At 61.7% G+C, this 22,886-nt stretch carries 19 protein-coding genes; 13 read left to right on the forward strand and 6 right to left on the reverse strand.

The window, feature by feature from the left end:
- Positions 1–20 precede the first annotated feature (20 nt).
- Positions 21–1,595, forward strand: coding sequence for a DHA2 family efflux MFS transporter permease subunit (locus ABD819_RS00720; protein WP_345119894.1), 1,575 nt, complete (start codon positions 21–23; stop codon positions 1,593–1,595).
- Positions 1,596–1,716: 121 nt separating this feature from the next.
- Here ABD819_RS00720 and ABD819_RS00725 read toward each other — a convergent pair whose 3' ends face one another.
- Entirely contained in the window at positions 1,717–2,754 is a 1,038-nt protein-coding gene (locus ABD819_RS00725; RefSeq protein ID WP_345119895.1) for a hypothetical protein, read from the reverse strand.
- A gap of 560 nt (positions 2,755–3,314) precedes the next feature.
- Between ABD819_RS00725 and ABD819_RS00730 the strand changes: the two genes are divergently transcribed.
- On the forward strand, positions 3,315–4,130 hold the full coding sequence (locus ABD819_RS00730) for a porin family protein (RefSeq protein WP_345119897.1): 816 nt from the start codon (positions 3,315–3,317) through the stop codon (positions 4,128–4,130).
- Positions 4,131–4,285: 155 nt separating this feature from the next.
- On the opposite strand, the gene ABD819_RS00735 is transcribed toward ABD819_RS00730, so the two are convergent.
- On the reverse strand, positions 4,286–6,247 hold the full coding sequence (locus ABD819_RS00735) for a vWA domain-containing protein (protein WP_345119899.1): 1,962 nt from the start codon (positions 6,245–6,247) through the stop codon (positions 4,286–4,288).
- Between the two features lie 250 nt (positions 6,248–6,497).
- Between ABD819_RS00735 and ABD819_RS00740 the strand changes: the two genes are divergently transcribed.
- The 4 genes from ABD819_RS00740 to ABD819_RS00755 all read left to right on the forward strand — a co-directional run bounded on the left by ABD819_RS00740 (position 6,498) and on the right by ABD819_RS00755 (position 10,267).
- A complete protein-coding gene (locus tag ABD819_RS00740) occupies positions 6,498–6,962 on the forward strand; it encodes a DUF2147 domain-containing protein (RefSeq protein WP_345119902.1) in 465 nt (154 codons plus the stop codon).
- Between the two features lie 129 nt (positions 6,963–7,091).
- Entirely contained in the window at positions 7,092–8,168 is a 1,077-nt protein-coding gene (locus ABD819_RS00745) for a DUF6268 family outer membrane beta-barrel protein (RefSeq protein ID WP_345119904.1), read from the forward strand.
- A 211-nt stretch (positions 8,169–8,379) separates the two neighbouring features.
- Positions 8,380–9,066 (forward strand): RNA polymerase sigma factor, encoded by a 687-nt coding sequence (locus ABD819_RS00750; protein WP_345119906.1) that lies wholly within the window; start codon positions 8,380–8,382, stop codon positions 9,064–9,066.
- Positions 9,053–10,267 carry an energy transducer TonB gene (locus ABD819_RS00755; protein ID WP_345119908.1) on the forward strand — a complete coding sequence of 405 codons (1,215 nt, stop codon included), beginning with the start codon at positions 9,053–9,055 and terminating at the stop codon, positions 10,265–10,267. Before ABD819_RS00750 ends, ABD819_RS00755 begins: the two co-directional genes overlap by 14 nt.
- A 77-nt stretch (positions 10,268–10,344) precedes the next feature.
- Here ABD819_RS00755 and ABD819_RS00760 read toward each other — a convergent pair whose 3' ends face one another.
- Positions 10,345–11,445, reverse strand: coding sequence for a proline iminopeptidase-family hydrolase (locus ABD819_RS00760; RefSeq protein WP_345119910.1), 1,101 nt, complete (start codon positions 11,443–11,445; stop codon positions 10,345–10,347).
- 235 nt (positions 11,446–11,680) lie between these two features.
- A complete protein-coding gene (locus ABD819_RS00765) occupies positions 11,681–12,064 on the reverse strand; it encodes a dodecin family protein (RefSeq protein WP_345119912.1) in 384 nt (127 codons plus the stop codon).
- 204 nt (positions 12,065–12,268) lie between these two features.
- Here ABD819_RS00765 and fumC point away from each other — a divergent pair, with 204 nt between their 5' ends.
- The 5 genes from fumC to ABD819_RS00790 all read left to right on the forward strand — a co-directional run bounded on the left by fumC (position 12,269) and on the right by ABD819_RS00790 (position 15,974).
- Positions 12,269–13,669, forward strand: a complete 1,401-nt coding sequence (gene fumC, locus ABD819_RS00770; protein ID WP_345119914.1) for a class II fumarate hydratase — start codon at positions 12,269–12,271, stop codon at positions 13,667–13,669.
- Between the two features lie 146 nt (positions 13,670–13,815).
- Complete coding sequence (locus ABD819_RS00775; protein ID WP_345119916.1) at positions 13,816–14,409, forward strand: GNAT family N-acetyltransferase; 594 nt, start codon at positions 13,816–13,818, stop codon at positions 14,407–14,409.
- Positions 14,402–14,803, forward strand: a complete 402-nt coding sequence (locus ABD819_RS00780; RefSeq protein ID WP_345120346.1) for a diacylglycerol kinase family protein — start codon at positions 14,402–14,404, stop codon at positions 14,801–14,803. Before ABD819_RS00775 ends, ABD819_RS00780 begins: the two co-directional genes overlap by 8 nt.
- A gap of 115 nt (positions 14,804–14,918) precedes the next feature.
- Complete coding sequence (locus ABD819_RS00785; RefSeq protein WP_345119918.1) at positions 14,919–15,377, forward strand: DUF6970 domain-containing protein; 459 nt, start codon at positions 14,919–14,921, stop codon at positions 15,375–15,377.
- A gap of 108 nt (positions 15,378–15,485) precedes the next feature.
- Positions 15,486–15,974 (forward strand): DinB family protein, encoded by a 489-nt coding sequence (locus tag ABD819_RS00790; RefSeq protein ID WP_345119920.1) that lies wholly within the window; start codon positions 15,486–15,488, stop codon positions 15,972–15,974.
- A gap of 102 nt (positions 15,975–16,076) precedes the next feature.
- On the opposite strand, the gene ABD819_RS00795 is transcribed toward ABD819_RS00790, so the two are convergent.
- Positions 16,077–16,919, reverse strand: a complete 843-nt coding sequence (locus tag ABD819_RS00795) for a DUF4382 domain-containing protein (RefSeq protein ID WP_345119922.1) — start codon at positions 16,917–16,919, stop codon at positions 16,077–16,079.
- A gap of 101 nt (positions 16,920–17,020) precedes the next feature.
- Positions 17,021–20,053 (reverse strand): AsmA family protein, encoded by a 3,033-nt coding sequence (locus tag ABD819_RS00800; RefSeq protein ID WP_345119924.1) that lies wholly within the window; start codon positions 20,051–20,053, stop codon positions 17,021–17,023.
- Between the two features lie 465 nt (positions 20,054–20,518).
- Here ABD819_RS00800 and ABD819_RS00805 point away from each other — a divergent pair, with 465 nt between their 5' ends.
- Positions 20,519–21,718 (forward strand): carboxypeptidase regulatory-like domain-containing protein, encoded by a 1,200-nt coding sequence (locus ABD819_RS00805; protein ID WP_345119926.1) that lies wholly within the window; start codon positions 20,519–20,521, stop codon positions 21,716–21,718.
- A gap of 92 nt (positions 21,719–21,810) precedes the next feature.
- Complete coding sequence (locus tag ABD819_RS00810; RefSeq protein WP_345119928.1) at positions 21,811–22,860, forward strand: PorP/SprF family type IX secretion system membrane protein; 1,050 nt, start codon at positions 21,811–21,813, stop codon at positions 22,858–22,860.
- Positions 22,861–22,886 lie beyond the last annotated feature (26 nt).

Consider the following 22,886-nt stretch of genomic DNA (forward strand, 5'->3'; position numbering starts at 1 on the left):
GCTCATTCGCTCATTCACCGATGGAAACCGGATTTACCAAGTGGATTATCGTTATCACGGTCGTCCTCTGCGTCCTGCTGGAGCTCATTGACACCAGCATCGTGAACGTGGCCCTGACCCAGATGATGGGCAACCTCTCGGCCACGCAGCAGGAAGTGACCTGGGTGGTGGCCGCCTACGGCATCGCCAACGTGATTGTGATTCCGATGACCGGCTTCCTGGCCGAGCAGTTTGGGCGGCGCAACTACTTTTTCGTGTCGGTGGTCATTTTCACCCTGGCGTCCATCGCCTGCGGGCAGAGCACCAATATCTGGGAGCTGGTGGCGTTTCGCTTCATTCAGGGCATCGGGGGCGGCGCTTTGATGGCTACCTCGCAGGCTATTTTGATTGACACCTTTCCGCCCCGGCAGCTGCCGCTGGGGCAGGCGTTGTTTGGCATGGGCATCATTATCGGGCCCACCATCGGCCCCACGCTGGGCGGCTACATCGTGGACAGCAACCTGGGCTGGCCCTGGATTTTCTACGTGAACGTGCCGGTGGGCATCCTGGCGGCCATCTTCACCCTGCTGTTCATCCGCGACCCGGAGCGCATCAAAAACGCCATTCCCCGGCCCCTGCGCGAGATTGACTGGGCCGGCATTGGCCTGCTGATTCTGGGCGTGGGCTCGCTGCAGCTGGTGCTGGAGCAGGGCGAAAGCGAGGACTGGTTCGAAAGCGCCTATATCAACACGTTCGTGGTGTTTGCAGCCGTTGGCATCGTCGGTTTCATCTGGCGCGAGCTCACGGCCGACAAGCCCATCGTGGACCTGCGGGTGCTGGGCAAGAGCCGCAACCTGGCGGTGGGTGCGTTCCTGTCGTTCGTGCTTGGCTTCGGGCTGTTCGCGTCGGTGTTTGTGTTCCCCATCTTCACGCAGCGTATTCTGGGTTTCACGGCGGCCCAAACTGGTTTTTTGCTGCTGCCGGGAGCTTTGGCCTCGGGCTTTATGATGCCTGTTATCGGCAAGGCCCTGCAAGCGGGCGTGCCCCAGAAATACATGATTCCGGCGGGCTTCACCATCTTCTTCCTCTTCACGTTCTGGATGTCGGCCCGCATTTCGCCTACCGCCGGCGAGGGTGACTTCTTCTGGCCCCTCATGGTGCGGGGCGTGGGCCTGGGCCTCATTTTCCTGCCCATCACCACCATGAGTCTGGCCGGCCTGCAGGGCAAGGATGCGGGCCAGGCGGCGGGCATCACCGGCATGATTCGCCAGCTCGGCGGCTCTTTTGGCGTGGCCATCGTGGGCACGTACCTGGAACGCAACATTGCCATCAACCGGGTGGGCCTGCTGCCCAATATCTCGCTCTACAACCCCGAAACCGTGCAGCGCATCCAGGCCTTCACCCAGAACTTCGTGAACAAAGGCTTCCCCCCGGAGCAGGCCCGCCAGCAGGCCTACGCCGCCCTCGAAGGCATTCTGATGAAACAGGTTTCCATCATCACCTACTCGCAGGTATTTTCGGCGCTCGGCTTCTTCTTTATCGCCTGCCTGCCGCTCATTTTCCTCATCAAGCGCAACAAGCCCGGCGCGAAAATGGACCTGAACGCCGCGCACTAAAGAGTGACTGAGTGAGGGAGTGACTGAGTGATGTTCAAAATACGTTACGCTTTTGAACATCACTCTCTCACTCTCTCACTCAGTCACTCTTCACTCAGTCACTCCCTCCCTCAGTCACTCTTTACTGGTACTGAATGTAGAGCGGCGACGGCACGAGGGCAATGACCTCGGCGGGCGTCATGATGTGGTGGGGCTTGGGCCGGGCATCGTACTCGTAAAACAGCTTGAAGCCGGTGAACTGCACGGGCTCTTTCACGATGTAGTCGTGGTAGGAATCTTTCTTGAGCGTGGGCTCGCCGTGGCCGTCCATGTGCATCACAATCTGCACGCGGGGGTCGAGCTTGATGTTTTTGTAGTTGGTAATCATCTTCCGGGTGAAGCGGTGCACCGTCAGCACCTTGGGCGGGAGCTTGTTCTCGCTCACGATGCGGGCCAGGAAGTTCACCGTGAAGTTCACGTCCTTGGCATCGAGGGTGCCGATGCGCTGGTTGGGGCGCACGCCGGGCATGGTAGAAAGCGAGAATTCGGGGTCGATACCCAGGTGAACGATGGGGTCTTTGAGGTACTGCTCCAGCTTGGGCAGCTCGGCCTGCAGGGTGCTGTGCCCGGGCTGCACATCCAGAAACAGAATGCACTTGTGCTCCTTGGCCCAGCTGATAACTTCTTCGATGGTGGCCTTGGAGTTCATCAGGCGCCACTTGCCGTCTTTGCCGGGCGTGCCCTGGGCCGTGATGGTGACGTTGTGCAGCGCCGGCTGCACGCCCCGGCTGGGGTCGGCGGCTTCCCACTCTTTGATAACACCGGCAAACTTGCGGAACATCTGCTCCTTGGGCTCGCGGCCCAGAATGCCCATGCCCTTCGAGCGAATGTTGCCATAGAAAGCCACAATGCGGCGGCCCGGCAGGATAGCACCCGGCAACGCGCCGCTTTTGCGCACGATGGAGTCGGCCCGTAGCGAGTCGCGGCGCATGGCCAGGGCCTTCAGCTTGATGGTATCGATGGGCGCGGGCTTGGCGGCCACCTCCCCTTCGGCGGCGGTGCCGGCAGCGGCGGTTTCGCCCTCGGCGGGGCGGGTGGAACAGGCGGAGAAGCCGGCGGCGGCCAGCAGGCTGAGCGAAGCAGCCACCACGGCGCGGCGCGGCAGGAAGGAAATCAACACTGAATAAAAACGAGTTAGAAGGCCAATACGAACCGCAAGTTAGCCCTTTTCGGGCGGTTGCTCTCCGGCTAAACCTAGAAAATCCCCAGCAATAGCTAAAGCTTCTCGGACAATTTCTGCAAGCAACCAGCCGAAATCGGCCCCACGACCCAGCCGGCAGGCAGAATAAAATCAGGCTGTTTCAACCCAGCCGCTGAGGCCTGTACGTGCTGCGCCTCACGCCGCCCACCGGCCCGGCCACCAGCCGCCGGGTGGTGCGCGAGTAACTCCTGCTACCCTTCCTTCCTTTTCCACTTTCCACTTGCAAAATCGGGGCTGCTCCACGGAGCGGCCCCGATTTTTTGCTTTTCAGGGCTGGCCGTTGGTCGATGTTGCGGAGGGCTTAATCAGGAAAATCAGGACGTTAATCTGAAAGCCGGAAGAATCCGGCGTTGGCTTCTGCCGACCGGCTGGTGGTTTGGCACGGTTTTGTAATACCATCCCTCATCGGCCCAATAGCCGGGCCGGGACTCCGGCCTCCGAGGGCCGGTTTCTTTCACTCGCTCCAACCAGTTCTGGTTATGAAAATTTCACGCCTTTCGGGCGGCCTGGCCGCGGCTTGCCTATTGATTTCTGCAGTGGCGACCACCGCTTCGGCCCAGGTTGCCCGTGATGCCTATGGCAACCCCAAAGCTGCACCCTCGCCCCGGGCTTCGGCTCCGGTGCGCCGCTCGCCAGGGTATAATAAGCCCGCTTATTCTTCGCCCAGCAGCAGCGGCAGCGCTTCGGGCGTGCGCTTCGGCTTTCGGGGCGGCCTGAACCTGGCCGACGTGCAGGGCGATGCCGTGAAGAGCTTCACCACCCTGGCCGGCTACGCTCCCGATGGTGCCATCACCCGCGAGCTGCGCCCCGGCTTCTTCGCCGGCCTGTACGCCACGCTGCCCATTGGGCCTGGCTTCGCCATCGAGCCCGGCATCAGCTACTCCGAAAAAGGCACCGTGCTCCGGGGCACGCTGCCCTTCCCGGCCCTCGATTTTCTGAATACGCAGGTGACGGGCACGGCCCGCCTGGCTTATGTCGATGTGCCGGTGCTGGCCAAGGTGTTCATCACGCCGGGCTTCTACCTCTACGCGGGTCCGCAGGTCTCGTTCCTGGTCAGCGGCAAGGCCCGGGTGGAAGCCGGAGCGCTGGGTTTTTCGGCCTACAGGCAGGATTTCGACATCTCAAACCAGCTGCGCAAAGTTGACTTTGCCGCCGTGGCGGGCCTGGGCTACCAGTTCGAAAACGGCCTGGGCCTGAGCGCCGGCTACGACTACGGCCTCACCTCGCTCGACACCGACAACCGCTTCGACGCCCAGAACCGGGTAATCAAAGTCGGCCTGAACTACTCCTTCTAAATTATTTAAGCCGATTACCGGCCATTCTATCCCACTATCCAAGTTCGTTTATTGCTCGGGTAATTATCCGAAATAGGTTATCGAAAACGCCCCACCGCTAGTACGGTGGGGCGTTTCTGGTTTGTAGCGCGGACTGTGTAGTCCGCGCTACGCCCCTACCGCACGCCTACGGTGCCGGTGCCGCTCAGGCCTTCAGCAAGCCTTACCAACCTAACCAGCTCGGCCCGGTAGCCGTCGGCGTCGGCACCCCGGGCCCCGTCGGCCAGTTTTTCGGTGGCGGCCCAGGTGGCGGTGCCGCGCTGCTCGCTCTGGCGCAGCAGCATGCCGAACTGGGCCACGGCGGCGGCAAAGCGGAAGTCGGGCGTGGCTTTTTCAATGCTGGTGGGCGCGCCGGCCAGGCCTTGGCTGAGGAGCTTGCTGCTGCTGCCCTGCGGCTCTTTGTAGCGCAGCTTCACGGTTAAAACTTCGTTTTGAGTGACTGGGTGAGGGAGTGACTGCGTGTTATTGGGCTGGTATTTCAGGTTATCGATAAGCGGCTGGGCGCTGCCCACGGGCACTATTTCGTAGAGGGCCGTCACGGTGTGGCCCGCCCCAAGCTCGCCGGCATCCTTGCGGTCGTTGTTGAAATCCTCGGCTTCGAGCAACCGGTTTTCGTAGCCCACGAGGCGGTAGTTGGCCACGCGGGCGGGGTTGAACTCGATTTGCAGCTTCACGTCTTTGGCCACGGTGAAGAGCGTGCCGCCGAACTGCGCCACCAGCACCCGGCCGGCCTCGTCGAGGTTGTCGAGGTAGGCGTAGTTGCCGTTGCCTTTGTCGGCCAGGGTTTCCATGCGCGAGTCGCGCAGGTTGCCGCGCCCGCAGCCCAGCACCGTGAGGAAGACGCCGCTTTCGCGCTGGTCCACAATCAATTGCTCCAGCGCCGCATCCGAGCTTTCGCCCACGTTAAAATCGCCGTCCGAGGCCAGAATCACGCGGTTGTTGCCTTCCTTGTTGAAGCTCTGACGAGCCGTGGAATAGGCCAGGCGCAGGCCCGCGCCGCCGGCCGTGGAGCCGCCGGCCTGCAGCCGGTCGATGGCATCGAGGATGACCTGGGGCTGCGAGCCGGGCGTGGGCGGCAGCACGAGGCCGGCCGCGCCGGCGTACACCACCAGCGCCACGTGGTCCTGGGGGCGCAGCTGTTTCACCAGCAGCCGGAGCCCAGCCTGCACCAGCGGCAGGCGGTCGGGGCCCATCATCGAGCCCGACACATCGACCAGGAATACGAGGTTGGCGGGCGGCAGCTTGGCGGTTTCAATTTTCCGGGCCTGAATGCCGATGCGGGCCAGCTGGTGGGCCGGGTTCCAGGGGCAGGCCGCCAGCTCGGTGCTGATGCGCACGGGGTCGGGCGAAGCGGCGGGCGGCGCGGCGTAGTCGTAGCGGAAGTAGTTCAGCATTTCCTCCACCCGCACGGCATCGCGCGGGGGCAGCTGGCCTTCGTTGAGAAAGCGGCGCACGTTGGCGTACGAGGCATTATCCACATCGAGGGCAAACGTGCTGAGGGGCGTTTTCTTCGCTTCGAAAAACGCGTTTTCCCTGACGTGGGCGTAGGTATCGCCGGCCCCGGCCTCTTCGCGGGCGGGGTAGGGAACGTAGCTTTTATCGGCCGCCGGCGCAGAATAGCCGTATTGAGCGGCCTGCCTGGCCTTGCCTCCCCGAAGCGCCGCAGCCCCCCGAATCAGCACGCCCGACACCCGGCCCTGCATGCCTGTCACCACCACCTCGCTCAGCTGTTTGGCATCGATAACTAAGCTCACGTTGAGGACGCGGGCCGGCCCCACGGCCCGCTCCACCGTCACGTAGCCGACGCTGGAAAACACCAGTATGGCCTTGGGCGCATTGGGCATTAGCAGGGCATAGGCGCCATTGTTATCGGTCGAAACGCCGATGGTGGTGCCCTTGATGAGGACGGTGACACCGGGCAGCGGCTGGCCGGTGCCTTGCTCGCGCACCACGCCGCGCACCTCGTGGTTGCGCACCGTATCGGTTGGAACGGGGATGGCGGTGGGGGCGCGTTGAGCAAAAGCAGGGCTGGCCGGGGCCAGCAGCACAAGCAGCACTGGAAGCAGGAGGTTTTTCATGGCACACAGGGATTAGGTGAATACCTTGCTGATGCCACCTGACCGGGCAATTGCACACGCCCCCCCCCGCTTTTAGCCAGCCTCCCCCACCAGCTGCCACCAAGGCCACATTTTGAGCGCTAATTCCCAAGAAGTTAAATTCTTTGAGAAATCTTCACCCTACATTCATCAATAGTGGACTGCGTTGCTACATTTGGACTTCATTTTGTTATGTCTCCATTTTTTCTCACTCAAATTCCCACTCCCGATTATGAATAAGCGTTTCGTTGGCTTCGGCCTGCTCCTCATCTTCAGCCTGCTGCTGGCCGTTGTGCCCGCCCGCGCCGCTGGCAACCCCGATGCCGTGCTCGGCGTGTGGAAAAATGGCGAAGGCACGGGTATGATTCAGATTTTCAAGAAGGCCGATAAGTACTACGGCCGCCTGGTGTGGCTGAAAGTGGCCAATACGCCCGCCGGTACGCCCCGCACCGACGTGAACAACCCGGACGAAGCCAAGCGCAAAACCCCCCTGAAGGGCCTCGAAAACATGCGCGAATTCACCTTTTCGGGCGACAACAAGTGGGAAGGCGGCAAGATTTACGACCCCAAAAACGGCAGCGACTACAGCTGCGAAATGACGCTCGTAGATGCCAACACCCTGGAAGTACGCGGCTTCATCGGCGTATCGCTCTTCGGACGTACCGACGTGTGGAAGCGCCAGATGATGAAAAAGTAACCCTTCGGATTGAGGAGCAATAAGCTGACTGCCGGCCCATACGCCCACTTTCAGCTTGTTGCTCCTCGCTCCGGTAGCGGGCAGCCTGCGCCGGCTTTATTCCTGTTTTTCGATTTCTAATTCTTATCAATGAATTCATTCTACACCTTACTTGTCGGCGGCTTATTACTAAGCATCGGGGCCCGGGCCCAAACAGTGCCGGCCGACACCAGCCGCCGCGCTGCCCCCGCCGCCGAAGAGAACTTCGACGCTTTTGGCGATGCCGCCGCCGATGCCAGCATGAGCTACAACACCCAGAAAGTGCTCTACCTGACGCCGACGAAGCTTATTTCGGTTGGCTACGAGGCGCAGCTGCCCTTCGACCTCACCACCACCGGCCCCACCACGGCCGCTGGCGGCGGCACCACGGCCGAAACCAGAGTTGACGCGGCCCGGGGCATTCGCCTGGCGCTCAATGCGCCAGTGGTTTCGCGCACCGATTTTATTTTCAACGTGGGCCTCACTTACTGGAACACGGGCCTCAACCTGGCTAACCCCGAGCGCTCGCCCTTTTTCGACAAGCTGAAGGATGGCCTGCGTACCACGGGCGTGAACACCACCATCTTCAACCCCTTCGACAACAAGCACTTCCTGCTGCTACAGTTCAACCTGGATGCCAACGGCAACTACCGCAACCTGGGCGACCTGAAAAGCGAGCATTTCACCTTCAGCGGCACGGCTATTTATGGCTGGAAGCCCAACGACAACCTGCAGTGGGGCCTGGGCCTGACGCGCACCTATCGCGCGGGCCAGCTGCTCTACATTCCGGTGCTGCTCTACAACCGCACTTTTTCGCCGCAATGGGGCTGTGAGGTGGTATTTCCGGCCCGGGCCGAGCTGCGCCGCAACTTCGGCACGACGTCGCTGATTAAAATCGGCTACGAGCTGGAAGGCAACGCGTACTACCTGGGCCGCATCGGCAACGACAACGTGTACCTGCGCCGGGGCGAGCTGAAACCGCGCGTTACCTATGAGCGCAAACTCGCGGGCTTCGTGTGGGTATCGGCCCAGGCGGGCTTGCGCTACAACTACCGCAACGACGCGTTTCGCAACCAGGATGTGACCGGCGAGCGCGAAAGCACCCTCGGCTCGGAGCCCTCGCTTTTCAAAAACACGCTCACCAACCCGCTCTACTTCAACCTGAGCCTGAACCTGGTTAGCCCATAAATCGGGCTGCGGCCTGAGCAGCACTTCGGTGGCTGCCCAAGCCGCTGACCTACCACTTGCGACTGCCCCGGCAGCGCAGAGCCGGCCCCAGGGGCTGCTTCTGCGCTGCCGGGGCTTTTTTTGCGATTTTGAGCTGCTGCCGGTCAGCGCGCACCTACGGCGTTTCGGCCCCGCCCGCTATCTTAACGACCCCAAAGCTGCTCCCGCTGCCATGTTTTTCCGCCGCTCGCCGTCGCCCGCTGCCGCGCCACTCTCCGACCAGGAGCTGCTGGCCCGCTACCGCGCGCACGGCGACGTGGCCGACCTCGGCCGGCTCTACGACCGGTACCTGCCCGAGGCTTTCGCTGTAGCCCGCCGTTACCTGGCCCCGCCCTACGAAGATGCCCAGGATGCCGCCATGCAGTTGTTCGAGCATCTGGTGAAAGTGCTGCGCACCCACGCGCCCGACAATTTTCCGGCCTGGCTGCACACCACGGCCCGCAACTATTGCCTGATGCAGCTGCGGGCCCGCAAGCGCGCCGGCCCCAGCGCCGGGCCGCTCATTCTCAGCTTTCCCGATGCAGCCGATGTGGAATCGGCAGCCGCCCGGCATCTGCCGAACGAAGGCGCGGCTACCGAAGAAGCCGAAGCCGCCGAGCTGCGCCTGCAAAGCGTGGAGGCGGCGCTGGCCCAGCTGCCCCCGGCCCAGCGCCGCTGCCTCGAATTATTTTACCTCGAAAAGAAGTGCTACCGCGACATCGCCGCCGAAACCGGCCTGGAGCTGAACTTGGTCCGCAGCCACTTGCAGAACGGCAAGCGCATGCTGCGGCGCCAGCTGGAACCGCCCGCGCCGCCCGCAGCTGCTTCGCTCCCGCCACTTCCCACTTCCGATAAAAGCCCCATTCATGTCGCCCGCTGATTCGCCTTTTGCCCAGCTGCCCGCCCCCGGTCCGCACCCGGCCACGGCCGAGCTGCGCGCCTACGCGGCCGGCAGGCTCGGCCCCGAGGATGAGCACCGCATCGAAGCCCACACCCTCGATTGCGAGCGCTGCGCCGATGTGGTGGCCGGCTTCGCGATGACCGACCCGGCCACGACCGACCAGGCCGTAGCCGACCTACGCACCCGCCTGCAAGCCCGTGTGGGCCCGGCCGAACCCGTGCCCGTGGCGGGTGGCTGGGCCTGGCCGCGCATTGCGGCGGCGGCGGCGCTGCTGGGCGCGGTAGCCAGCGGCATCTGGAGCTGGGAGCATTATGCGCCAGCCCCCTCCACCGCCCGCCTCGAAACGACGTCACCGGTAGCTCCCGCTCCGAGCACCATACCAAGTGGCTCGCCTACGCCCGCCCAAATACCTGAAATAGCGGCTGCTGAAGTTCCAGCGGCTACGGCAGTGCCTCAAGCAACAGATGCCTTAGTGGCTTCAACAACACCAGCAAGCGCCAGGCCGGCTGATTACGCGGCCGTCATGCAAGCTCCGGTGCCGCGACGGCGGGCCCTTGGCCGGGTAGCCCGGCCGGCCGCTCAGCCGGCTACGGAACCGGCTGACCGTTTCGGTTTCTCAAATCAGGAAAGCGAAATGGCCGCAAACGAGGCCGCCGCGGAAGCCGCTGATATGCCCGTGCCAACAGCGGCCCCGACGGCAGCCAGCTCCGCGGCCGGGGTTGCGCTCCAAAGTGCCCCCGCACTAGTCGAACCAACCGCCGCTGACACGCTGGCGCACGATAATGCAGTCAGGCTGAGCCGGCAGTTCGCCCAGGCCAAATCAGGTATCAACAACCTGGCGGCTGATAACGCGGCGCGCGTGGCGGCCACGCCCATGCCGACGGCTCCGGCCATCAACCCCGCGCCGGTAGGTGGCACGCCGGCTTTCCGCGAGTACCTGCGCCGCGAGGCGGCCGGATTTGAACCCGAGGATGGAGCCTCCCGCCTCAGTGGCTTGGTTCGCCTGCAGTTCACGGTGGGGGCCGATGGCAAGGTGAGCACCCTGAAAGTGCTGCGCGGCCTGCGGGCCGACTACGACGCCGAAGCCCTGCGCATGGTGTGCGAAGGCCCGGCCTGGCAGCCCGGCATTGCCAGCGGCCGCCGCGCCCCGCTGCCGGTGGAGATAACGGTGCCGTTTTAGTGGTTAGTGGTTAGTGGTTAGTGGTTAGTGGTTAGTGGTTAGTGGTCAAGATAAGTTATTGACCACTAACCATTAAATCACAGAGTGGCTCCGGGTTTCAGGGTGCCCTCGTCCACCGATTTCAGGAACTTGACGAGGCCGGTCATGTAGGTTTGCTGGTCGTCGTACATGCTCATGTGGCTGCCCTGGGGGCAGATGAGGGCGTTGCCGCGCTGCACTTTGGTCGCAATCATGCGCATGTGTTCGGGGTCCATGGTGTCGTACTTGCCGCCGATGCTGAGCACGGGCACCGTGAGCCTGGGCAGGTCGGCCACCCGGTCCCAGGTGGTGAGCTTGCCCGAGATACCGAACTCGCTGGGGCCCTGCATGGTCACGTACAGCGACTGATTTATTTTGCCCATCGCGCGGGTTACCGGCTCGGGGTTGGGCACGATGCGGCACAGGTGCTGGGCGTAGAAGTTGGGTTCGAGCAGGCCCATGTAGCGCGGGTTGCTGAAGTCCTTATTAGCTTCGATTTTTCGGATTTCGGCCAGCACTTCCGGCTTCATCTGCTTGGCCAGCACGTCCTGGGCGTATTTGCCGTAGGCGGGGCAGCTCATCATCATGTTCGAGATAATGAGGCCCTTGAGGTGCTGCTGGTACTTGAAGGCGTACTCGGCGGCCAGGATGCCGCCCCAGGAGTGGCCCAACAGGAAAAAGTTGCTGCTGTCCAGCTTCAGGGCCTGGCGCACCTGCTCCACTTCCTCCACGTAGCGCGGCAGGCTCCACATGCTGGTGTCCCGGGGGTTATCGGAGTTGCCGCAGCCCAGCTGGTCGTAGTAAATAAACTCGATGCCTTCTTTCGGCAGGAAGTTCTCCATGCACTCGAAATACTCGTGCGTAGCGCCCGGCCCGCCATTGAGCAGCAGCACTTTGATTTTGGGGTTGTTGCCGAAGCGCTTGGTCCAAACCTTGAACTGGCCCTTGGGTGTGCTGATGGGAATCAGGCGCACGTTGCCGTCCTGCACGCCGGTTTCGGTGTTGGCGAAGTAGGTGGCCGGGGCACTGGCTGAGGCGGGGGCAGTGGCCAGCTCGGTGGCCGTATCCGTGTCGGGCGGCGCGGGCTTGCTGCAGCTAATGAAAAGGGGCATACTGAGCAGCAGGGCCGCCGTCAGGCGCAGGGAGACAAATGGCTTCATGGCAAAACTGAATTAAGTGGCAGCCTCTCAAATGGCTATTTAGAGGAGCAATAACGTCATGCCGGGCGCAGGTTGAGGCGGGGCAAAGCCCGAAAAGAAAGACGACTCAAATAACGGCGGCCTTTCTCCGGCATCCGCCCTCCGAATTGGCCGCTTGGCGGACACCAAAACGCCGCATCGCCTTGAGTGAAGACGATGCGGCGCGTGGAATTATTAGGCAGCTTTTCAGGCAGCCTTAGCCGCTGTAGCCACCGCCGCTGGCGGGCTCGGTGGCGCTGCCGTTTTCGGGCTCGACGGGCGTGGGCAGCTCGGGCTCGGTTTTAATTTCGAGGTGGCTGTAGTCGGGCGCGCCGTTGCCGGCGGGCTGGGGGGCTTCGTTGTAGGTGCGCTCAATGTCGGTCATGTCGAAGTCCTCCACAGGCGTGCCGAAGCTCACCTTGGCCGTGATGCGGTACTCCACAATGCGGTTGTCGCGCACCTTGCAGCTCTGGTCTTTGATGTAGATGCCCGAAATATTGGGCACCGACGTGCTGAGTGACGCCACGGCGCGCTGCAGCGCGTCTTCGAAGCTTTTATCGGACGAGGCCAGGATTTCAATGACTTGTTTGATGGAGGACATGGTGACGGATTGATTTTTTGATGTGCTGAAGTGCTGAAAACTGCGTGGTTTTTATCCACTGGGATACTTCTCCTGTACGGAGGAGGGCATTCGGCGGCTATTTCGGTTGAGATAAAAGCCACCATTCAGCAGTGGCGTACTTTTGCGCCCGTTGCTGGTCCGCATCAGCAACTCAACCCATCCAACCAATCAGCACATCAACAAATGGATTTCCGCACCGAAAAGGATACCATGGGCACCGTGCAGGTGCCTGCTACCGCCTACTGGGGCGCCCAAACGCAGCGCAGCATCGAGAACTTCCCCATTGCCCAGGACATCAACCGGATGCCCAAGGAAATCATCGCTGCCTTCGCCTACCTGAAGAAAGCCGCCGCCCTCACCAACCGCGACGCCGGCGTGCTGACGGCCGAAAAAGCCGAGCTGATTGGCAAGGTCTGCGATGAAATCCTGACCGGAGAGCTGGCCGACTCGTTCCCGCTGGTGGTGTGGCAAACCGGCTCGGGCACGCAGAGCAACATGAACGTGAACGAGGTGATTGCCTACCGCGGCCACGTATTGCAGGGCGGCCAGCTGAGCGACGAAAAGAAAGTGCTGGCCCCCAACGACGACGTGAACAAGAGCCAAAGCTCGAACGACACGTTCCCGACGGCCATGCACATCGCGGCCTACAAAATCCTGATGGAGCTCACCATTCCGGGCATCGAAAAGCTGCGCGACACGCTCAAGGCCAAGAGCCAGAAGTTCATGCACATCGTGAAAATCGGCCGCACCCACCTCATGGATGCCACGCCGCTGACGGTGGGCCAGGAGTTTTCGGGCTACGTGTCGCAGCTCGACCACGGCCTGCGCGCCATCAAGAACACGCTGGCCCACCTGAGCGAGCTGGCCCTGGGCGGCACCGCCGTGGGCACGGGCATCAACACGCCCAAAGGCTACTCCGAGAACGTGGCCAAACACATTGCCGACCTCACCGGCCTGCCCTTCATCACGGCCGAAAACAAGTTTGAAGCCCTGGCTGCTCACGATGCCATCGTGGAAGCCCACGGCGCGCTGAAAACGGTGGCCGCCTCGCTCATGAAAATCGGCAACGACATCCGCCTGCTGGCCTCGGGCCCGCGCGCCGGCATCGGCGAGCTGCACATTCCGGACAACGAGCCCGGCTCGAGCATCATGCCCGGCAAGGTGAACCCCACCCAGTGCGAGGCCATGACCATGGTGGCGGCCCAGGTGATGGGCAATGACGTGGCCATCAACATCGGCGGCATGAGCGGGCACTTCGAGCTGAACGTGTTTAAGCCGGTCATGATTTACAACTTCCTGCACTCGGCCCGCCTCATCGGCGACGTGTGCGTGGCCTTCAACGACAAGTGCGCCGTGGGCATCGAGCCCATTGAAGCCAACATCAAAAAGCACGTCGATTCGTCGCTGATGCTCGTCACGGCCCTCAACCCGCACATCGGCTACTACAAAGCCGCCGAAATTGCCCAGACCGCCCACAAAAACGGCTCGACGCTCAAGGAAACCGCCATCAAGCTCGGCTACATCACGGCGGCGGATTTTGATGAGTGGATGAAGCCCGAGGAAATGGTGGGCGAAATCAAGTAGCTTTCTGTCATCCCAATAGTCGTCTGTCATCCTGAGCTTGCGAAGGACCTTGTCACAATTGAACGACGTGTTCTAGCGTGATAAGGTCCTTCGCTCCGCTCAGGATGACAAACGATTAATTGTTAAGCGCCTACTCCTATTCTGCTATGGATTTTTCCGCCCCCGTCGTCCTCGAAAACAGCCGCGTGCGTCTGCGCCCGCTCGAACTCACCGATTTCGAAGCCCTCAAAGCCGTGGCCTTCGATGCCGAGCTGTGGCGCTACACCCTCACCCGCGCCGACGATGCCGTGAGCCTCGCCGCCTACCTGCGCCAGGCCGTGGAGGCCCGGGAGCAGGGCCAGCGCTACCCCTTCGCCATCATCGACCGGGCCACCGGCGAGCTGGCCGGCAGCACCAGCTACTACCACGTACACGAGGCCGAGCAGCGCCTGAGCATCGGCTACACCTGGGTGGGCAGCAAGTTTCAGCGCTCGGGCCTGAACCGAGCCTGCAAGCACCTGCTGCTCAGCTATGCTTTTGAGGCACTGGGCTGCGAGCGGGTGGAGCTGGAGACGGACTCGCGCAACCAGAAGTCGCGCACGGCCATGGCCCGCATGGGCGCTACCGAGGAAGGCACGTTGCGCCACCACCGCCTCACCCAGGGCGGCCTGCGCCGCGATACCGTCATTTTCAGCATTCTGCGCCCCGAGTGGTCGGGCCTGCGCCAAACGGTTTTTCAGGAATTTGAAGCCCGTGGCTGAGCCCTCGCAACGTACTCCCGACCGCCTGCGCCCGCCCGAGGGCCTGTGGCGGCGGCGCGTGGCTAGTTTCGGCCACGCCGGGCGCGGCGTGTGGTCAGCGCTGCGCTCCGAGGTGCATTTGCGCTTCCACGCGCTGGCCACGGTGATAGTCATTGGGCTGGGGTTTTACTGCGGGATAACGCGCCTGGAATGGGCGCTGGTGGCCATCTCCGTAGCCGGCGTGTGGGCCGCCGAGCTGATGAACACGGCTATTGAGGCGCTCACTGACTTGGCCTCGCCGGCTTACCACCCGCTGGCTGGCAAGGCCAAGGATGTGGCGGCCGGAGCCGTGCTACTGGCGGCTCTGGGGGCACTGTTGGTGGGGGCGCTGGTGTTCGTGCCCCGTTTCATTTGACCAACCCGCATTTTAAAAATGGATTAAAAACCATTGCCTGATGTGGGCGTAAGCCTATTCAAACGCCGTTGAAGTCCAACCCGTACGGTGGTTGGCTGCTAACCCCTAAATGACCATGCGCCTCCTTGTTTTAGCCGCCTCTCTGCTGCTCACCTCCGCCTGCGCCCCGCAGCAAGTAAGCGTGACTACGCCCGCCACGCCGCCCCGAGGGCCCATTGCGGCCGGCACGCCCGCGCCCACCCGGACCAGCACCAACGCCGTGGCCCCCGGGTCTGCCCGCGTGGCCGAATCCGACACCGCGGTTCGCCCAGGCTGGCTGAAGGACCGCATCGCGGCGGTGCTATCGGAGCGTAAGCGCAACCCCATCACACGCATTCTGCGCTATCAGTATGAGGGCAAAGACGTTTACTATGTGTCGGCCCCGTGCTGCGACCAGTATTCGCAGGTGTTCGACACCAAAGGCAAGCTCATTTGCCAGCCCGACGGCGGCATCACGGGCAAGGGCGACGGCCAGTGCCCAGACTTCGAAAAAAACAAATCCAACGAGAAGCTGGTCTGGCAGGACCCGCGGTAACCAATGAGTGAATGGGTGAATGAGTGAATGAGTGAATGAGTGAATGACATTCAGGTGCATTCGTTTTCATTCACTCATTCACCCATTCATTCATTCACTTATTGCCTTATGAATACCCTCGAAAAACTCGGCGCTTTCAACGTGTGGGCCAATACCACCGTACTCAGCCGCCTCGACGAAGTGGCCGCTACCGGCCAGGAAATTCCACCCATCGTGCTGCGCCTGTTCAGTCACGTTCTCAATGCCCAGGCCATCTGGATTTCGCGCATCGGTGGCACCCCCAGCCCCGTGAAGGTGTGGCAGGAGCACGACTTAGCAACCTGCCACCAGCTGCACGCCCAAACCTCCGAACCCCTGCACCAGCTTATGGTGCAGGCCGATGAGACTGAGCTGCACCGCCTGATTTCCTACACCAACTCGCTGGGCGACAAATATGATAGCCTGGTGCACGACATCCTGACCCATGCCGTGGTGCACGCCAGCTACCACCGCGCCCAGGTAGCCACCCGCCTGCGCGACCACGGCCTGGAGCCCGTGAATTCCGACTTCATCACTTACTGCCGCGAATTGAGTGCCCAAGGCGTGCCGCAACTTTAAAATTTCGGAGCACGGCATCTATCCAGCAGATTCACTGAAGTATACAACAGCAAAAAAGGCCGCCCAATGGGCGGCCTTTTTCGTGTGCATTTATAAGCGGAGTTAGTTCAGGGTGGTCACGCGCAGGTCGGTGCGCAGGTCGTTCAGCACAGTCACGTTCGGAACGACCACAGTGCGGTAGGGCGTCTGGCCAACCGGCGCAGCGGTACTCGGGAAATACTCGACCCGGTAGGTGCCGGCCGCCAGGCCGCCAATCTGGTACGCGCCCGAGGCATCGGCCATGGTGCTCACCGTATCGGGGGCCAACAGGCCCGACGTGCGGATGGCCAGAATCTGGGGCCGGGCCGCGGCGGGGTTCACGGTGCCGTACAGGCCGCCACGCAGGTCCTGGGCCACTACCCGAATGACGGGCTTGAGCAGGTACCGCTCCTTTTTGTCGTTGCCGGGGCGCCAGTTGCCGCGCTCCACGATGGACTTGGCCACGTCGAAATCGAGCAGCAGCTGGAAGGTTTCGCGCTGGCGCAGGGTGGCTTTATCGAGCTTAAGCTTGATGCCGGAGCTTTGGCCGCTGGGCGTTTTCAGGTCGTAGCGCAGGCCATCGCGACCGATGACGTAGCTGTCAGGGCCCAGGATGAGGCGGATTTCCTTGAGGTCGCCGGGGGCAAAATCCTCGCTCACCAGCAGGGCCGATTTGCCGTTCACGAATTCAAGCACATTGATTGCCTTGGGAGTGAAGCTCAAGGTTTTCCAGCCGTTCGGGTCGTTCTCCTCCTTCAGGTGTACTTCTACCTGGCGCACGTCCAGCACCACGCTCTGAAAGTCGCCGGGGGCATCCATGAGCCGCACTTCAAGTTTCGAGCTCGTGTTGTCATCGTCGCTTTTCGAGCAGCCAGCCAGGCCCAGCAGGGCGATGGCGGCAAGGGGAAACAGGCGATTGAGCTTCATACAGTTAAGATTAGGTGATTCTGGGATTAATGCAACTATTTAACTACCAACACGGTAATCAGTTGCCCTACTCCAATAATACGGCCAAAGTTGCCGACAGCTTAAGGCTTGGTGGTATCAGCCGGCACGGGGTCTACGGGTTTGGGCTTCGGTTTGGGCTTGTTGAACAGGCTGTTGAAACCCTTTGCCAGCTGTTCCCTGGCCTTGTTAGCGGCATCAATTCGCTGCTGCTGTTTGTCCTTTTCGGCCTGGCGGGCGGCCTCTTCTTCGGTCTGGCCGGCGCGCCGGATGCTGTCTTCGCGGCTCATGGCGCGGGGCTTCACGCCCAGCAGGTCGAGGGCCTTTTGCTTGGCTACGTTGGCTACCAGGGCCTTGCCCTGGTCTTTCATGCTGCCGCTGGTCAGCTTCACCAGCGGGGCCTTCACGGTGCCCCCAATGTTCAGGCCCAGCGTCACGCGGTCGGTGCCCTTGATGTTGCTCACGCCCGTGAGGCGGGTGAGCTGGCTGCTCATAGCCGTGCCGAGGCGGCCGGTGGGCACGTTCAGGGCCGTGATGTAGGCCAGCGCTCCGGTCAGGCTGTTCGAGCCGCCGATGGTCATTTTCACGTCGCCTACCGCCAGGTCGAAGGGCTGCACTACTAGGTTACCATCCACGATGTTGGCTTGGATTTTCTTATCCACCACCAGCAGGGTTTTCAGCTCGGGCAGAGTGGTGAGACTGGCAATCTTAGTCATCACCTCCGACTGATTGATGGCCGCCCGAACCACGTCAAAAACCCCTTTGCCTGATAGAGTGGCCAGGTTCGGGAACATATCCGGCCCCATTTCGCCGCTCACGCTGAAGTTGGTGCCGAACACGCCCTCCACCTGGCTGGCCAGCGGCACCAGTGTCTTAATGGTGTTGAAGGCCGAGAAAGCCTTCTGAAAATTCAGGTCCTTGATGTTCAGCCCGAAGTTGAATTTCGGGTGCGCCAGGTTCTGGCTGCTGTAGCTGCCCGTGGTGCCAAACGTGGCCCCCAGCGTATTGAACGTCATGTTTTTGAGCGTGGCCGTCTGGTCGCGCACCAGCACGGTGCCCTGGGCGTTGGTCAGCTTCAGGTTGTCATAGGTCACGTTGTCGACGCGACTGTTCAGCACCAAATCAAAGAATTTCGGAATCTGCAACACGCCATTGGCCTTGGCCGGGGCCGCGCCGCCGGTGGCCGTGGGCCTGGCCGATACCTCGTCCACCATCCACTCGTTCACGTTGAAATTGCGCGAGTTAACGGTCAGGTTGCCTTTCAGCGACTGCCCCGGCGTGAACAAGTACCCCAGGTAGTTGCTGATGGTGCCCGAAGCCGCGAAATCGGAGCTACCGGCCGTGCCGTTCAGGCTTTGCACCGCAATCTGGTTATTGTTGAAAGTAGCAGTGCCCGAGCTGATTTTCACGCCCTGCGGCAGGTCGGCGCTCTTGTAGGTCACGTTGCTGGCCCGCACCGTGCCGCTGGCCACCACGTTCTGGTAGCGGCCGGCTTCCACGTCGGCCATGTTGCCTTTGGCGGCAATATCGCCGGCCACGCGGCCAGTCACGGTCATGCCTTTCAGCGGGAAAATCTTCGTGATTTTGGTGAGGTCCACCGTGCCGCGCACCTTGGTATCGAACACCGGTTTATCAATATTATGCGCCATCAGGCGGCCTTCCAGCGGCTCGCCCTCCAGCACCATCCGGAACTGCGGCAGATTAATCTGCGTGTCGTTCACCTGGCCCGTCGTGTTCACCACCGTACCGCTCAGGTTGATATTCTCAATGGGAGCCGGAAATTTGGCCGATTTCACAAAGCCGTTGGTGAGGCGAATGGCCGCGTTCACCACCGGCATCCGGGTTTTGGAATAGATGCCCTTGGCCGTGCCGTCCACGAACAGCTGCCCGCGCATGGCCAGGTCCTTCACCGGGTACACTTTCAGGGCTTCGGCCAGGTTCACATTGGCCTTCACGCGGCCGTCCACCTTCATCGGCTCCAATCCGTCGATGGCAATATTGCCGTCCACCGGGTCGGGGCCCAAGTCGAGGTGAAACTGCGGGATGTTGACTTTCAGGTCGTTGGTAACGCCCGTGGGGTTGCTCACCGTCATCTTCAGGTTGATGTTCTTGGCCGCCCGGGGCAGCTCCGGGTAGTGGAACTGGCCGTTGGTCACCACCAGGTTCACGCCGTAGCCGGGCATTTTGGTGTCGTTCTGCACGCCCTTCGCGTAGCCATCAAACGCCACTTTGCCGCTGGTTTCAATGTTTTTGAACTTGTCGTTATACGCACCGGGCACCAGGCTGAGCAGGGTTTTAAAGTCCGTTTCCAGCGCCTTGAAGGTGATGTCGTAGGTAATATCCGTGGCATTGGGCAGCCCAATGGCTCCGGCGAAGCTGAACGGAAAGTCATTGAGGATAAATTTGTTGTCCTTGAACGTGTACAGGCTTTTGTTCAAATCCATGTTCATCGTCACATCGGCATCGAGCTTCTTATCGGTCACGTAGGCCACGTTGTTGTAGGTCATGTCCAGGTCGGTGGCCGTGGTCTGCGATTTCATATCGAACACGTTGCTGGCGAAGTCGCCGCTGCCACTATGGTTCACCCCGCGCGCCTCCATGCGGAAGGGGAGGGTCAGGTCCTCGTAGCGCAGGTGGCCGTCGGTCAGCTTCCAGCCCTTGATGGCCAGGCTTACCTGGCTGGTATCCTGCCCCTGGGCGGCGGCGGCCGAGTCCGAAATCACCACGTCCCAGTTGGCCAGGCCGCTTTTCAGGCGGCGCAGGCTCAGGTCGGGCCGCTCCAGCTCCACGCTGTTAATCTTGATTTCCTCGCCCTTAATCACCGTCATGATGTCCAGACCCACGCGCATATTGGGCAGGTAGGCCAGCGTATCGCGACTGAATGAGTCCAGACCAATCACGCGCAGGTCTTTGATATCCAGCGTCAAATCGGGGAAGGAGCGCAGCACGCTCACCTCGATATTGGCCGGGTCGTACTGCACCTGCGCCCGCACGCGCTGCGCTATCTGCTTGTCGGCCAGGGCCCGCAGCTTGTCTTTGAACAGGAACGGGGCGGCCACGGCCGCCGCCAGCAGCACCACCACAAATACGATAACACCCAACAGAATTTTCCGCATAGCAGGACAAAATGAGTTATTTCAGCCAAAGGTAAAACCAGGGGCTTGCCCCGGTTTTGGCACATCATCAGCACCAAACTGATTGTGAAGCCGCACGGCTGCGCTATTACGACTTACCAAGCAGCCACTGTGGCGCTTGGCTATTAACGCACCACCACCACCAAACTACTCCCGCTATTATAGGAATCCCCACTCAAGGAATTATCAATGGAGAATCGACTTGATAAAATCCTTTTTTAGTTAATTAGATAAATTATAAATTATTAACAAATTATCATAAATAGATTTTTACGCTATATTTGGCTTCGCTTGGCTTTTTTCATTGCCAGGTTGCGGTATAATTGACTGCTTTACCCCTGTTTCCCTGATTCAGCATCCTACAATTACCCGCTACCGGCAATATCCGGGCGGCTTTTGGCTCAAGTAGCGAGGAGGCCACCTGAATTTTTTGGCATTTTCTGCATTATGAATCGTTCTCTTCCCTTTTTGACTTTTTTGCTACTGGCGTTTGCGCACCTGGCGCACGCCCAGGCCGCTACCACGAGCCTTAGCGGCAGTGTGCAATCCGATGAGAACAAGCCCCTGCCCGGCGCTGCTGTCACCGTCATTCATGTTCCATCGGGAGTGCGCCACGCCGCTGCTTCCGACGGTAGCGGGCGGTTCGTCATTCCCAATCTGCCGGTGGGTGGCCCCTATGTGATGCAGGTAGGAGAGGGCGGCTATCGCCCCCAGACAATGGAAAGCATTTTCCTGGAGAATGGCAAAACGGCTCCCTTCACCGTTACCCTCAGCAAGCTCGATGCGGCTGCCAGCAACAATCCCGGCAAAAGCCGGAGTGCCCGGGCCACCAAAACCACCTCCACCGAAGGCCTCGCGGCAGAGAGCGTGGTAGGCGGGCCCATCCTGTTTGCTACTACGACTTCGACCTCCGGCCGAATGTCCCCTGCTGCCCGCAGCGCCACTCCTGCGCGGAGTGTCCCGGCAGCCCGGTTTCAGCCGGTTCCCCAAATCATTCCGGCTCCCGCGCCCGCCCCGCCGCCGCCCGCGAGCGTGCTAGCCCCGGCTCCGGCAGCGCCCTACCGCTACGCCCGCAACAACCGCTACCCCCCGCGCCGCACCAGCCCCCCCGCGCCCGACCCCATCGTGCCGGGCCGCTACGACGCTAAAACCGGCAATTACCTCTACGACACCGGCCAGCCCACCACCCTGAAGCTACCCGGTGGGGCCGTCATCGCGGGCGTGGGCACCAACTCGACCGAGAGCTACCTCCACCGGTTTCTCGATAACGCGGCGGTGCAGGTCGATACCGTGGACCTGACCCGGGGCTGGTTCAACTTCGACCGGGTGTTTTTCAATGCCGGCAAGGCCACCCTCACCGCCGAATCGGTGAGCCAGCTGCGCAATGTGGCCGCGCTGCTGCGCGCCTACCCCAGGGCCCGCGTCAAGCTGGGTGGCTATACCGACAGCACCGGCACCTACAAGGTGAACAAGCTGCTGAGCGATGCCCGCGCCCGCACCGCCTGGGCCAGCCTGGTCGAAATGGGCATCAGCCCCAGCCGCGTTGATGCCCATGGCTACGGTCCGCGCTACTCCATTGCACCGAATACCAGCGAAGAAGGCCGCGCCCAAAACCGCCGCCTGAGCGTGAAAGTGCTCCAGAAATAAGCCCCCGGCAGCCCCGGCTCCGGCGGCTTCGGGTGTATCTTCGCGTAGCCCGCCGCACTAATCCGCGTAGTGGCGGCGTTATCCCGGCCACTATGCCAGTGCTTTACCCTTCGTTGCGCAGCAGAACCCTGCGGCTGGCCCTGGCCGCGGGCCTGTTGCTGAGTGCCGTTTCGGGTGCTCAGGCGCAGGATGTATACTTCTCGCAGCCGTTTGCCACCCGCCTGCACACCAACCCGGCTTTCACGGGGCTGGTCGACGATTACAGTATCACGCTGAGCTACCGCAACCAGCACCCGACCGTAGCGGGCTCCTTCGTGAGCGCCCAGGCCGCCGCCGACGTGCGCCTGACCACGCCCGGCCAGCACCACGCCCTGGGCCTGCTCATCAACCAGGACCGGACCGGGAGCGTGGGCTACACCCGCCTCGAAATCGGGGGCCTCTATGCCTACCACACCCGCCTCACCGAGCGGCTGGCCCTGAGCGGCGGCCTGCGGGCCAGCTACGGCCGCCAACGCGTCGGATATGACAATTTCGTGTTTGGCGACCAGATTCTGGAAGATGGCAGCCTGACCGGCCCTTCGGCCGAAGCGCTGAGCTTTTCGCCCGTTAACTACCTGAGCGTGGGCACCGGAGCCGTGCTATATTCCGAGCAAGGCTGGCTGAGCTTGGCGGGGCAGCACCTCAATCAGCCCAGCCTGGGTTTCCAGCGCCAGAGCCAGCTGCCGATGCTGCTGAGTGCTTCGGGCGGCTATAAGTTTTTCGTAGTCAAGCCCGGAACGGGCGTGGCCACCCGCGAGGTAAGCTATACTCCCGTAGCCGCCTACACCCGGCAGGGCGGCTCGCAGCGCGTCGAAACCGGCCTCTACTTCACCGCTTCACCGGTCACGCTTGGGGCGGTATATCGCAATATTTTTGCTCCGGGCAGCGTTGGTGCTCAGCACGTACTGGCCGTGGTAGCTGGTATTGAGGCCGGCGGCCTGCGCGTGGGCTACAGCTATGATGTGGGCATCAGCCGCTTGAGCGCCGATTTGGGCGGAGCCCATGAACTTACGCTGGCCCTTCGCGCATTTGACCGATTGGAAAACGCCCATCGTCGCCTAAAAAGGCGTGTTTACCCGCTGGCCCCTTGTCCGGCATTCTAATTTTTTGTACTATTGTGTCCTAATTG

Source organism: Hymenobacter antarcticus, from assembly GCF_039539545.1.
GTDB lineage: Bacteria > Bacteroidota > Bacteroidia > Cytophagales > Hymenobacteraceae > Hymenobacter > Hymenobacter antarcticus.